The organism is Kitasatospora sp. NPDC040550 (assembly GCF_055594965.1).
In genome coordinates this window covers 358,703-371,343 of record NZ_JBVIWC010000002.1, presented here as the reverse complement: position 1 = coordinate 371,343, position 12,641 = coordinate 358,703, and the positions used below count along the sequence as shown (strand labels likewise).

12 protein-coding genes are annotated in these 12,641 nt (G+C 73.0%); 6 read left to right on the top strand and 6 right to left on the bottom strand.

What is annotated here, in order from left to right; genetic code table 11:
* Window positions 1-4 precede the first annotated feature (4 nt).
* Window positions 5-1,012, top strand: a complete 1,008-nt coding sequence (locus ACZ58X_RS04430) for a serine hydrolase domain-containing protein (RefSeq protein WP_470332177.1) — start codon at window positions 5-7, stop codon at window positions 1,010-1,012.
* Window positions 1,013-1,036: 24 nt separating this feature from the next.
* Here the strand turns inward: ACZ58X_RS04430 and ACZ58X_RS04425 are convergent, their stop codons facing one another.
* The gene (locus tag ACZ58X_RS04425; RefSeq protein ID WP_470332335.1) at window positions 1,037-1,633 is read right to left on the bottom strand and encodes a LysE family translocator; all 597 of its coding nucleotides are present in this window, start codon (window positions 1,631-1,633) and stop codon (window positions 1,037-1,039) included.
* 206 nt (window positions 1,634-1,839) lie between these two features.
* On the opposite strand from ACZ58X_RS04425, the gene ACZ58X_RS04420 reads away from it, so the two are divergent.
* The gene (locus ACZ58X_RS04420; protein WP_470332176.1) at window positions 1,840-3,174 is read left to right on the top strand and encodes an aminotransferase-like domain-containing protein; all 1,335 of its coding nucleotides are present in this window, start codon (window positions 1,840-1,842) and stop codon (window positions 3,172-3,174) included.
* A 155-nt stretch (window positions 3,175-3,329) separates the two neighbouring features.
* Here ACZ58X_RS04420 and ACZ58X_RS04415 read toward each other — a convergent pair whose 3' ends face one another.
* The 3 genes from ACZ58X_RS04415 to ACZ58X_RS04405 are packed head-to-tail and all read right to left on the bottom strand — an operon-like array spanning window position 3,330 to window position 6,810.
* Entirely contained in the window at window positions 3,330-4,235 is a 906-nt protein-coding gene (locus tag ACZ58X_RS04415) for an SDR family oxidoreductase (protein WP_470332175.1), read from the bottom strand.
* Window positions 4,232-5,227, bottom strand: a complete 996-nt coding sequence (locus ACZ58X_RS04410; RefSeq protein ID WP_470332174.1) for an alpha/beta fold hydrolase — start codon at window positions 5,225-5,227, stop codon at window positions 4,232-4,234. Before ACZ58X_RS04410 ends, ACZ58X_RS04415 begins: the two co-directional genes overlap by 4 nt.
* Window positions 5,224-6,810 (bottom strand): flavin-containing monooxygenase, encoded by a 1,587-nt coding sequence (locus ACZ58X_RS04405; RefSeq protein WP_470332173.1) that lies wholly within the window; start codon window positions 6,808-6,810, stop codon window positions 5,224-5,226. The genes ACZ58X_RS04410 and ACZ58X_RS04405 overlap by 4 nt, the downstream gene beginning before the upstream one ends.
* A gap of 225 nt (window positions 6,811-7,035) precedes the next feature.
* Here ACZ58X_RS04405 and ACZ58X_RS04400 point away from each other — a divergent pair, with 225 nt between their 5' ends.
* Entirely contained in the window at window positions 7,036-7,824 is a 789-nt protein-coding gene (locus tag ACZ58X_RS04400) for a MerR family transcriptional regulator (protein WP_470332172.1), read from the top strand.
* A gap of 58 nt (window positions 7,825-7,882) precedes the next feature.
* On the top strand, window positions 7,883-8,878 hold the full coding sequence (locus ACZ58X_RS04395) for an ABC transporter substrate-binding protein (RefSeq protein ID WP_470332171.1): 996 nt from the start codon (window positions 7,883-7,885) through the stop codon (window positions 8,876-8,878).
* 155 nt (window positions 8,879-9,033) lie between these two features.
* On the opposite strand, the gene ACZ58X_RS04390 is transcribed toward ACZ58X_RS04395, so the two are convergent.
* A complete protein-coding gene (locus ACZ58X_RS04390; protein ID WP_470332170.1) occupies window positions 9,034-9,693 on the bottom strand; it encodes an NADPH-dependent F420 reductase in 660 nt (219 codons plus the stop codon).
* A 98-nt stretch (window positions 9,694-9,791) separates the two neighbouring features.
* On the opposite strand from ACZ58X_RS04390, the gene ACZ58X_RS04385 reads away from it, so the two are divergent.
* A complete protein-coding gene (locus ACZ58X_RS04385; protein WP_470332169.1) occupies window positions 9,792-10,208 on the top strand; it encodes a winged helix-turn-helix transcriptional regulator in 417 nt (138 codons plus the stop codon).
* Between the two features lie 82 nt (window positions 10,209-10,290).
* Entirely contained in the window at window positions 10,291-10,683 is a 393-nt protein-coding gene (locus tag ACZ58X_RS04380) for a VOC family protein (RefSeq protein ID WP_470332168.1), read from the top strand.
* Window positions 10,684-10,888: 205 nt separating this feature from the next.
* Here the strand turns inward: ACZ58X_RS04380 and ACZ58X_RS04375 are convergent, their stop codons facing one another.
* A complete protein-coding gene (locus ACZ58X_RS04375) occupies window positions 10,889-12,487 on the bottom strand; it encodes a M4 family metallopeptidase (RefSeq protein ID WP_470332334.1) in 1,599 nt (532 codons plus the stop codon).
* Window positions 12,488-12,641: the final 154 nt, after the last annotated feature.

Sequence of the window (12,641 nt, the reverse complement as noted above, 5' to 3'; positions counted from 1 at the left end):
GGAGATGACGGCGTTGGTGCGGGCGGCCCGGCCGTACGCCACCGCCGTCACGGTGGCGGTGGTACAGGGGGACCGGGAGTCCGTCCGGTGCCACGGTCGGCTCGGACACGGGGCGACCGCCCCCGCGTGCACACCCGAAAGCGTCTTCGAACTCGGCTCGGTGAGCAAGACGTTCACCGCGCTGCTGCTGGCGGCGATGGCCGCGCACGGTGAACTCACCCTGGACGACACCCTGGAGAGCCACCTGCCCGCCGACTGGCCTCCGGCGAGGGTGCGTTCACCCGAGCCGATCCGGCTGCTGCACCTGGCCACCCACACCTCGGGCCTGCCCCGGCTCCCCCCGGGACTGCTCGCGAGAGCCGCACCCGTCTGGTTCAGCAATCCGTACGCCGGCTACGGCGACGAGCAGTTGGCGGCGGCACTGGCCCGAACCACCGTGCGGGTCGCGCCCGGTAGCCGGTTCAGCTACTCCAACTACGGGGTCGGCCTGCTCGGCCGGGCGCTCGCCGAGACGGGCGGGCTGCCGTACGGAGACCTGCTCGCCGAGCGGGTCTGCCGACCGCTGGGGCTCGCCACCACGAGCTGCGCGCCGGACGCGCCGGGCCTGGCCGTCGGGTACCGCCGCGGACGGGCGCTGCCGCCATGGCTGATCCCCGGACTGCCGGGGGCGGGCGCGGTACGGTCTTCCGGGGCCGACCTGATGCGCTACCTGCGCGCCCATGCCGAGGGCCGGAACGGGCGGCTGGGCACGGCCCTGGCAGATGTCCGGCGGCTGCGGCTGCGGCTGCCGCGCTCGACGGACCGGCTCGGCCTGGTCTGGATGCACCGCGACTCCGGCGGCCGGGACCTCTACTTCCACTCCGGCGGCACCCGGGGGTTCACCGCCTTCGTCGGCTTCTCCCCCGCGGGCCCGACCGCGGTCGCCGCACTGGCCAACACCGGGCCCGCGCTGGACGGACGCTTCGTCCAGGCGGGTTACGAGGTGCTCCGGGCCGCTGCCCGAGGCGGTTAGCCGGCCGTGGTCGGGTGGCCTCGGCTAGACGGCCACCGCCTTGGCCCGGTCCGCGGCGATGTGCACCGCCAGACCGGCGAGCACCGTGCCCATCACGTACCGCTGGACGCGCAGCCAGGCCGGGCGGCGGCCGAGGAAACCCGCGATGCCGCCCGCGCTCATCGCGATCAGGCCGTTCACGCCGACCGCGATCACGATCTGGACCAGGCCCAGCACCAGGCTCTGCAGGGCGATGTGCCCGCGCTCGGGCGCCACGAACTGGGGCAGCAGCGAGACGTAGATGATGGCGATCTTCGGGTTGAGCAGGCAGGTCAGGAAGCCCATCGCGAACAGGCGGCGCGGCGGGTCCGGCGACAGCTGCTGCGGGGCGAAGACCGCCGTGCCCCCGGGCTTGACCGCCTTCCAGGCCAGCCAGAGCAGGTAGCCGGCACCGGCCAGCTTGATCCCGGTGTAGAGGGCGGGGACGACCGAGAAGACCGCGGCCACTCCGGCCGTCACGGCGACCAGGTAGACCAGGAAGCCGGTCGCCACGCCGGTCAGCGAGACCAGGCCGGCCCGGCGGCCCTGGGATATCGAGCGCGACACCAGGTAGATCATGTTCGGCCCCGGCGACAGCGCCATGCCCAGCGCCACGGCGGCGATGCCGAGCACGGCGTGGCCGTCCACGGCGGATGTCAACGTGTCCAACGTGTCCAACGTGTCCAACGTGTCCAACGCATCCAGCTCGTCCATGCGAGGAGGCTAGGGCGCGGAGCCGTCTCGATGCAATGATGGCTTTGCACTCGGTGCAATGACCGCCGCCCGGGGCGCGGAGGAGTTGGGGACCGATGGACGACTACCGGCTGATCGCGGACGAGGTCGCCGCCGACATCATGACCGGACGGCTACGGCCCGGCGGACAGCTGCCCACCCAACGCGCCTTCGCCCGCAGCCGGGGCATCGCCGCCTCGACCGCGACCCGGGTCTACCGCGAACTGGCCCGGCGCGGGCTGACCGTCGGCGAGGTCGGACGGGGCACCTTCGTCCGGGCCGGGCGCGGTACGGCGGCGGACGACGGGCGGATCCCACTCGCCGAACCGGCCGACGCGCCGATCGACCTGACGCTCAACTACCCGACCGCGCCCGGACAGTCCGAACTGCTGGCCGCCGCACTGGCACCGCTGCTGCGGGCGGACGCGCTCGGCGAGGCACTGCGGCCGGTCGGCGCGGCGGGGACGGCGGCCGCCCGGCGGGCCTTCGCCGACCTGCTGTCGACGGATGCGGGCGGCTGGGGCGCCCACCCGCGGGAGCTGCTGTTCGCGGGCAACGGGCGGCAGGCGGTCGCGGCGGCGCTCGCCGCGCTGGTGCCGCCCGGGCAGCCGCTGGGGGTCGAGGCGCTGACCTACCCGGTGGTCAAGGCCGTGGCCGGACAGCTGGGCATCCGGCTGGTGCCGCTCGCGGTCGACGAGCACGGGCTGCGGCCCGACGCCGTGGCGGCGGCCCACCGCGCGGCGCCGCTGAGCGCGGTGTACGTCCAGCCCCGGCTGCACAACCCGCTCGGCACCAGCCTGCCGCCCGAGCGGGCGGCGGCCCTGGCCGGGGAGCTGCGCCGGCTGGACCTGCCGGTGGTCGAGGACGCGGTCTGGTCCTTCCTGCGGCCCGGGTCGGCTCCGCTCGCCGCACTGGCGCCCGAGCGGACGGTGCTCGTCGACAGCCTCTCCAAGCGGCTCGCCCCAGGACTGACCACCGGGGTCGCGGTCGTCCCGGACGGGCTGCGCGAGCGGGTCGCGGGGGCGCTGCGGGCCGGCGGGTGGACGCCGAACGGCTTCGCGCTGGAGGCGGCGGTGCGCTGGATCGGGGACGGGACGGCGACCGCGGTGGCGGCGGCGAAGCGGGCGGACGCGACCGCCCGGCAGGCGCTGGCCCGGGAGGTGCTCGCCGGGCAGCGGCTGCGGGCGGACCCGTGCTCGTACTACCTGTGGTGGGAGCTGCCGGGGGCCTGGCGGGCGGAGACCTTCGTCGCCGCGGCCGCCCGGGCGGGCATCTCGGTCACACCCGCGGCCGCCTTCGCGGTGGACCCGCGGAGCACGCCGTCCGCGGTGCGGGTGGGGCTGGCCTCGCCGCCACCGCCGGTGCTGGGGTGGGCGTTGGGGGTGCTGGCGGGGATCGCGGGTGGCGGGTGACAACTGACAGCCAACAGATGACAGCTGACAGATTTCGAAAGTTGTCATCTGTTATCTGTTAGCTGTTACCCGTCATCTGTCAGTTGTCCGCTGTTGCCCGTTGGCTGTCAGCCGTGGGTCGTCAGCTGACACGCGCCGCCCGCCCCCGCCCGCCGTCAGTCTCCCGACCCCGCCCGCTCCCTCCGCACCGCCGTGTCGGCGGCGCCACCGGCCCCGACGGCTCGCAGGCGGGAGGCGGCCGTGGCCGCGAGCTGCGGGGCGAGCTTGGCGACGTCGCGGGAGCCGACCACGGCGATCAGGCTCGGCAGCAGCCAGCGCACCGGCTGCATCCCCCGCAGCCACGCCTGGGCGTACACGTGGGCGGAGCGCCGGGCGATCCCGGCGACGATCCGGTCCACGGCCGGCTCCAGCGGGTACGTCTTGTTGGCCGGCCACGGCAGCCGGCTGCGCATCTGCTTGAGCACGGCATCCTCGTCGGCGCCGCGCACCATGTCGGTGTCGGTCCAACTCAGGTACCCCACGCCGACCTTGACCCCCTGATAGGCGACCTCGGCACGAATCGAGTGGGCGAAGGCCTCCACCCCGGACTTGCTGGCGCAGTAGGCGCTCATCAGCGGCGCCGGGGTGAGCGCGGCGAGCGAGGCGATCTGCAGCAGGTAGCCGCGACTCTCGGTGAGGGCCGGGAGGAAGGCCCGCGCGGTGGCGACGCTGCCCAGCAGATTGACCTCGATCACCCGGCTGAACGCCCGGTGGTCGCTGTCGGCGAGCGGTCCGCCGATCGCGATCCCGGCGTTGGCGACCACGGTGTCGATCCGCCCGTAGTGCTCCTTGATCCGCTCGGCGGTGTCGCCGAGCGCCTCCAGGTCGGTGACGTCCACCTCCCAGGCGGTGGCGGCCGCGCCGCACTGCGCCGCGACGGCCTTCAACTCCTCGGGCTCCAAGCCCAGTAGCGCGACCTTGGCCCCGCGTCGGGCCAGCTTCCGGGCCAGCGAGGCGCCGACTCCACGGGCGGCCCCGGTGACCACCACGACCTGCGCGGACAGCGGCGGGATGGCGTTCATGCGACGGTGGTCCTCTCGACGGCGGGGTCGACGGCAGGAGCGGAGGCAGGAGCAGGGACGGAGGCGGTCTCGGTGGGCGCGCCCGCCAGGTGGGCGGCGGCCACCCGGTGGATCTCGGCCGCGACCTCCACCGGCCGCTCCAACGGCGCCATGTGACCGACCCCCGGAAGCAGCAACAACCCCTGCGGGTCGGCGAGTTCGGCGACCATCCGGTGGGCGTGCACCGGCGGGGTGAGCCGGTCCGCGGTGCCCACCACCACGGCGGTGGGGGCGGTGATCCGGCCGAGCCCGGCCCGTACGTCCAGCCGGTCGAGCACTCCGGCCCAGTGGTAGCGGACCGCCGTCGGGCAGGCGTGCACGATCCGGGCCGTCGCCTCGACCTGCCCGGCGGGTGAACTCGGCCCCATCGTGGCGTACTTGAGCGCGGCCCGGCTCATCCCCGAGACCGGACCGAGCGGCATCCGGGAGCGCAGCAGCTGCCGGTGCAGGAAGCGCCGCAGTCCCGGGGCGCGCACACCGTCCGGCAGGACGGTGAGCTCGGCGACGAGGTCGGCCGGGCCGGTGGAGATCAGGACGTTCGCGGCGGTGCACTCGGCGACCTCGGGGCGTCCGCCGGCGGCCATGATGGTCATGCCGCCCATGCTGTGCCCGGCCAGCACGGCCCGCTCCCCCGCCGGGACGGTCCGCGCGAGCACCGCGGCCAGGTCCTCGGCGAGCGCCCGGGTGGAGTAGCGGGCCCGGCTGGGCGGGACCTCGCTCTGCCCGTGGCCGCGCTGGTCGTAGGCCACCAGCCGGTAGCGGTCGGAGAGTTCGCGGATCACCGGGGCCCAGAAGGCGGTCGAGCAGGTCCAGCCGTGGGACAGCACCACGGTGGGCGCGCCGGGTTGGCCGTGCACCTCGACGTGCAGTCGGATGCCGTCCGCCGAGCGGATGCTCAACTCCTCGACGGGCGTGGGCGGAACGTACTCGGCGGGCAGCTGGACGGCGCTCATGCGGTGGCCTCCTGGGCGGCGGTGGAAGCGACGGGACGGGCGGCGCTCGGCCCGGTGCGCATGATCAGCTCGTACTCGCCCAGGTCGACCTTGCGGGTCGCGCGGCGGAAGGAGGTGGTGGAACCGGGCCAGAGCACGGTGTTCTTGCCGTTCGGGTCCAGGTACCAGCTGCGGCAGCCGCCGGTGGTCCAGACGGTGCGGTCCATCCGGTGCTGGAGTTCCAGGTTCCACTGCCGCTGGGCCCGGACGGTGGGCTGCATGGCGGCGGCGCCCACCGTGTCGAGCGTGGTCAACGCGTCGATCATGTAGTTCAGTTGGGACTCGATCATGAGGATCATCGAGCTGTTGCCGAGGCCGGTGTTGGGGCCGATCACGAAGAAGAGGTTCGGGAAGCCGTGCACAGCCGAGCCGCGCAGCGCCTCCATGCCGTCCTTCCACTCCTCGGCCAGGCTGGTCCCGTTCGCCCCGAACACCCGGGCGCCGATGGGCATGTCGGTGACGTGGAAGCCGGTGCCGAAGACGATGGCGTCGACCTCGTGCTCGCTGCCGTCGGCGGCCACCAGGGTGGAGCCGCGCAGTTCGCGCAGGCCGGAGGAGACCACCTCGGTGTTGGCCGCGGCGAGCGCCGGGTAGTAGGTGTTGCTGAGCAGGATGCGCTTGCAGCCGATCCGGTAGTCCGGGGTGAGCCTGGCGCGCAGCGCCGGGTCGGCGACGCCCTGGGCGATGTGGCGTTCGGCGAGCTGCTGGACGACGCGCAGCAGCCCGGGGCGGCGCACGAAGGCGTCGACCTGCATCTCGCGGAGCGCGAACAGGGTGCCGCGGCGGATCTTGGCGGTGACCGGCAGCCGGCCGTGCAGCCACCTCTCCAGCTGGCTGATCTCGCGGTCGCGGCGCGGCAGGACCCAGGCGGGGGTGCGCTGGAAGACGGTCAGCTTGCCGACCTTCGGCTGGATCGACGGGATGATCTGGGCGGCGGAGGCGCCGGTGCCGACCATCGCCACGCGCTTGCCGGCCAGGTCGAAGTCGTGGTCCCAGCGGGAGGAGTGGAAGACCTTGCCGGGGAAGGTGCTCAGGCCGGGCAGGTCGGGGATCTGCGGGTCGGCGAGCGGTCCGGCGGCGGAGACGACGGCGTCGGCGGTCCAACTACCGGCCGAGGTGGTGATCCGCCAGCGGGTCCGCTCGGCCTCCCAACGGGCCTCCTGTACCTCGGCGTTGAAGCGCAGGTGGGGGCGGATTCCGAAGACGGTGGCGACCTTCTCCAGGTAGGCGCGGATATCGGGCTGGCCGGAGAAGCTGCGCGGCCAGTCGGGGTTGGGCGCGAAGGAGAAGGAGTAGAGGTGCGAGGGTACGTCGCAGGCGCAGCCGGGGTAGCTGTTGTCGCGCCAGGTGCCGCCGACCGAGTCCGCGCGCTCCAGGACGACGAAGTCGGTGATGCCGGCCCGGCGCAGCCGGACGGCCGCACCGAGGCCGCCGAAGCCGGAGCCGATCACCGCCACCCGCACGTGCGGTACGGCCTCCGCCACGGCGCCGGGGTCGGGCGCCGGGGTCGCGCCGGGGCGGGGGCGCTTACTGCTGGATGCCATGCGGCTTCCTCCTGAGGGTGGGGCGGTGGTCTTCACGCTCTTCCGGGGGCGGCGCCCTCGGAAACCTCCGGGGCCGCGCCCCGGAACCCTGCCGATCGCGCCAGTAATCACTGGCATGGTTGGCAGGGTAGTCCTTGCTGACACCGGATGGAAGAAGCACGACAGCCCGGATCCACCGGAAATCCCCGGACTTCCCGGAGGGCCCGCCGCCGACGTGACGGACCTATGCTGATCGCCGTGGACAAGGTCAGAGCTGCTGCGGACGACAGAAAACGCGAGTACCGGGTGGAGGAACTGGCCGAAGCGGCCGGGATCACCACCCGCACCCTGCGCTTCTACCGTGAGCGCAAACTGCTCCAACCGCCCCGCAAGGAGGGCCGGATCGCCTGGTACGGCGAGGAGCACCTGACCCGGCTGCGGATGATCGGCGAACTGCTCGACCGTGGCCACACCCTGGGCGGGATCGCCGAACTGATCGGCGCCGGCGAGAGCGGGCGGGACGTCGCCGAGCTGATCGGGCTCGAAGCCGCGATCGTCGCCCCCTGGTCGGACGAGACTCCGGTGCGCCTGGAGTGGGAGGAGCTCAAGGCCGCCTTCGGGGACCAGCTCACCGAGGAGAACACCGCCGAATCCATCGCCCAGGGCTACATCACCGTCGAGGAGGACGGGATCACCCACGTCAGCCGCCGGCTGATGGACGCCACCACCAAGCTGGTCGCCGAGGGCGTACCGCTCTCGGCCGTACTGGACGCCAGCCGGCGCACCCGCGAACACGTCGACGCCATCGCCGAGATCTTCATCGACGTGGTCAGCGACCACCTGCTCAGCGTGCTCTCCGCCGACACCCCGCTGGCACCGGGCGAGGCGGCCCGACTCACCGAACGCATCCTGCGGGTACGCCCCCTCGCCCGCACCGTCGCCGACGCCCAGTTCACCCTCGCGATGGACCGCCGGGTGCGTGCCGAGTACGCCGAACTGCTGCGCCAGCGAAGGGAGTACGGCTCCGAGGCGTAACGGGACGGCTGGGCGGGCAGGGATTTCCGCGCCCCGTCAGTCCGTTGAGGAGCCGCCGATGACCCGCCCCCTCGGCCGTCGAGCCCACGACCGCAGAACTCTCGGTCGCCGTGCGGCACTCGGCCTCGCCGCCGGGCTCGCCCCCGGCCTCGCGCTCGCCGCCTGCGGGTCCGACTCCCCCACGCCGGGCGGTGGTTCGACCGGCTCCGGCGGCACCCGGGCCGTCCAGCACGCGCGCGGCACGAGCGCCGTACCGGACCGGGCCGCCCGGGTGGTGGCACTGGACACCGACGCCCTCGACTCGGTGGTCACCCTAGGACTGAGCCCGGTCGGTGCCACCACCGTCAGCGAGGGCGCGCCCTTCCCCGGGTACCTCCCCGCCGAGCGGCTGGCCGGGACGAAGCCGGTCGGCACGATCGGCCAGCCCAACCTGGAGGCGATCGCGGCGCTGCGACCCGATCTCATCCTCAGCAACCAGGTCCGCGACGACAAGCGGTACGACCAGCTGTCCAGGATCGCTCCGACCGTACTGTCCAGGACCACCGGCCCGACCTGGAAGGAGAACGTCCGGCTGCACGCCGAGGCGATGGGCCGCGCGACCGAGGCCGAGGCGGCGGACGCGGCGTACCGGACCAAGGTGCGGGACCTCGTGACCGCACTGGGCGGGCCGACCAAAGCGGCGGCCACCCGGATCGAGATGGCCCGCTTCCTGGCCGGCGCGCCCACCCGGCTCTACCTCGACGACACCTTCGTCGGCTCGGTGTTCAAGGACCTCGGGCTCGGCCGCCCGGCCAACCAGGGCAAGCCGGGGTTCTCACTGGAGATCAGCCCCGAGCAGGTGGACCAGGCGGCGGCCGACGTCATCTTCTACTCGGTGTACGGGGACCCGGCGAAGTCCGACCGGACCCGGATCACCGAGGGGGCGTTGTGGAAGAACATCGACGCCGTCCGCAACGGCCGGGTGTACCAGGTGGACGACAGCCTCTGGATGCTCGGCATCGGCTACACCGGGGCCGGGCTGATCCTGGACCAGATCGGCAAGAACCTGGCGTGACGGCCGACGGGTGAGGGCTGACAGTTCACAGCTGACGGCTGACAGATGACAGATGACAGCGAACAGATAACAGATGTTGAAAGCTGTCATCTGTCATCTGTTCGCTGTCATCTGTTCGCTGTCATCTGTTCGCCGTCACCGGCCGGCCGGCCCCGTCAGCCGTCCATCACCCCCGGCGCCAGCGCGGGCGCCGGGAAGACGTGCCGGGCCTCGCCGCCCGCCCACCACACGCCGATCGCGAACACCGCCGCCGCCTCCAGCAGCCCCGCCCGGTCCAGGCCGCCGCAGTGCACCGGCGTGCAGCCCATCGAATCCACCAGCTCGGCGGTCAGATCGGCGGCCGACCGATCGTCCGCGCAGTACGGGACACCGAGCGGCGCCCCCTCGAACCGGGGCCGCGGCAGCGACCAGATGCTCTCGTGGCAGATCCCGAACACCTTCACCACCCGCGCAGCCGGGGCCGCCGACGCGAGCCGCCGGGCCATGGAGTCGGCGGCTCCCCCCGTGGTCAGCGCCGGCCCGTCCGGGCCCGGGGCCATCGGGACGGTGCAGTCCAGCAGGACCCGTCCGGCCAGTTCGTCCGCCAGCGACGCGACCACCGGCACCGCCGCCCCGGCCGGAAGCGCGGCCAGCACCACCTGCCCGAACCGCGTCGCCGACGCGGGTTCGCCGCCGCCCGCGGCCCCGATCGCGTCGGCGAGCTTCCGCGCCGCTGCCGCGTCCCGACCGCCCACCACCACCTCGTGCCCGGCCCGTACCCACGCCCCGCCCAGTGCGCCCGCCATGGCGCCGGTACCGAGAATGCCGATCCGCATGGTCCATCCACTCCTCGTCACGTGCAATGCCGTGCTCCGGACGCTAGCCAGGTCGATGCACACCACCGGGTAGGCAACGGACGGGGCAGGATGGACCCATGCGGAACGAGGGCGTCAGCGACGAACGGTCGGACGGCGAGCCGGGCGGCGCCCCGGGCGGCGATGCGGAGGACTTCGCCGCGGACTGCCGCGCCCGACTGGCCTTCGAGGTGATCGCCAACCGCTGGGACAGCGTGGTGCTGTACGTCCTCGGCGAGCGCGGACCGCTGCGCCCGCGCACGCTGCTGGACCGGATCGGCGGGCTCAGCCCGAAGGTGCTCAACGAGACGCTGCGTCGACTGGAGTACAACGGCCTGGTGGAGCGCCACCGTTACGCCGAGGCCCCACCGCGCGTCGACTACGCCCTGACCGGTGCGGGCGCCGCCCTGCTCGACCCGATCCGCGCCCTCGGCGCCTGGGCCGAGACCCACGCGGAAGCCGTCCTCGCCGCCCAGGAGAGGTACGGACAGAACTGAAATTGACGAGACGTCAGCTCTGGTCTCGCTGTCGGTCCCGCGTGCCATCCTCCTCGTGCACCCACGGCACCCGGAGGCACCCGTGCACACCGATCTGGACGAACTGGAAGTCCTCACCCTCTTCGTGGCGGACGTCCCCGCCGCGAGGACCTTCTACCAGGAGGTCTTCGGCCTGCCGGTGGTCCACGAGGACGACGTCTCGGCCGTCCTCCGGCTGCGGAACCTGCTGCTCAACCTGCTGGCGGTGGACCAGGCGCCCGAGTTGGTGGAGCCCGCGCCGGTAGCAGCGCCCGCCGTGGGGGTGCGGGCGCTGCTGACCGTCCGGGTCCCGGACGTGGACGCGGTCTGCGCCCAACTGGCGGAGCGCGGCGTCGCGTTGCTCAACGGTCCGGTGGACCGCCCGTGGGGCCGGCGGACGGCGGCCTTCGCCGACCCGGCGGGTCATGTGTGGGAGGTCGCCCAGGACCTCACCTGAACCGCCCGCCCTACCTGCCCCGCACGACACGCACGACACGAACGACACGCACGACACGCACGACGGCGGGGGCGACGGTGGTCCGCACACCGTCGCCCCCGCCGTCCGACCCGGCCGTTCGGCACCCACAGTCCGACCGGGCCCCGCTCGGACGCGCCCAGGGTCGGGCCTGCCCAACTCAGGCCCGACCCGGTTCAGGCCCGAGTCAGTTGACGTTGACCGCGGTCCAGGTGGCCGCGACCGCGTTGTACTCGGCGCTGTTCGCGCCGTACAGGTCCGACGCCGCGCTCAGGGTGGCCGCACGGGCGCCCGCGTAGTCGGTCGTCGAGGTGAAGTACGCGGTCAGCGCCCGGTACCAGATCTGCGCGGCCTTGTCCCGGCCGATGCCGGCGAGCGAGGAGCCGTCCGCCGTCGGGCTGTTGTAGTCGAACCCGTTGATCGACTTCGCGCCGCTGCCCTCGGACAGCAGGTAGAAGAAGTGGTTCGCCACACCGGACGAGTAGTGCACGTCCAGGTTGCCCACGTTGGCGTCCCAGTAGTCGGCCGAGGAGCCGTCCTTGCTGGGCTGGTCCATGTAGCGGAGCGGGCTGCCGTCGCCGCGCAGGTTGATCAGCTCGCCGATCTGGTAGTTCGGCGGGTTGGAGGGCAGGTTGGCGTACCACTCCACCATGGTGCCCATGATGTCGGAGGTGGCCTCGTTGAGGCCGCCGGACTCGCCCGAGTAGTTCAGGTTGGCGGTCGCCGCGGTGACGCCGTGGCTCATCTCGTGGCCGGCCACGTCGATCTCGGTGAGCGGCGCGCTGTTGTTGTTGCCGTCGCCGTACGACATGCAGAAGCAGTCGTCGCTCCAGAACGCGTTGACGTAGTTGGAGCCGTAGTGCACCCGGCTGAGGGCGCCGACGCCGTCGTTGCGGATGCCGTTGCGGTTGAAGGTGTTCTTGTAGAAGTCCCAGGTGGTGGCGGCGCCGAACTGGGCGTCCACGGCGGCGGATTCGCGGCTGTTGTTGGTGCCGTCGCCGAAGCTGTTGTTCGGGTTGGCGAACAGCGACCCGCTGCCCGACTCGCTGTTGTTCATGTCCGTGGTGGACTGGCCGCCACGGCTGGTGTCCTTGAGCTCGAACTGCGAGCCGTTCTGGTTGGTGTTGAGGGGGACCTGGCCGACGAAGATGCCGGTGCCGGTGCCGGCGGCGGTCTCGATCTTCTCGTGGGTGGAGAGGACCTTGCCGTCGGCCGCGTCCGTGACCAGGATCTGGGCGCTCGGGGTGCCGTCGGCGCGCACGCCCTCGACGGTGGTCCGGTACGCCAGGCGCGGGTTGCCATCGGTGGCCCAGACGACCAGCTCGGCCTTGCCGACCTGGTGGACACCGGTGATCGGGGACTGGTCGGAGTCGATGGTCTGGCCGATGGTGGCCTTGACCGTGCCGGAGGCCTGGTCGGCGGCCTTGTCCGCGGGGATCTTCGGGGTGAGGCTCGGCAGCGCGATCCGGGCGGAGACGGCCTTGTCGACCGACTTCACGGCGCCGTCCGACTTCTGGTGGACGACCAGGTCGCCGCCGATCACCGGGAGGCCCGCGTAGGTGCGCTCGAAGCGCAGGTGCTTGGTGCCGTCCCGGTCGACGACGGCGTCCTTGGCCACCAGCTTCTCCTGGCCGCCGAGGCCGAGTGCCTGGGCGAGCGGGGCGGACTGGCCGTTGGCCACGGCGAGCACGGCCGCGTGCTGCGAGGCGGCCTGCGCCTGCAGCGACGGGGACGCGGGGGCGGCCTGGGCGGTGGTGGTGGCCACCTGGATGACACCGGTCAGCATGGCCGTGGCCGAGAGCACGGCGACAGCAGCGAGCTTACGCTTCAACGTAAGAGTCCTTCCGGGAAACCGCGTCTGGGCGCGGTCGCGCCGCGCTCCGGGGGCCGGGGTCGGCACCTGTGGGGCGGAGCGGGCGCTGACGTGCAGGAACCCCGTG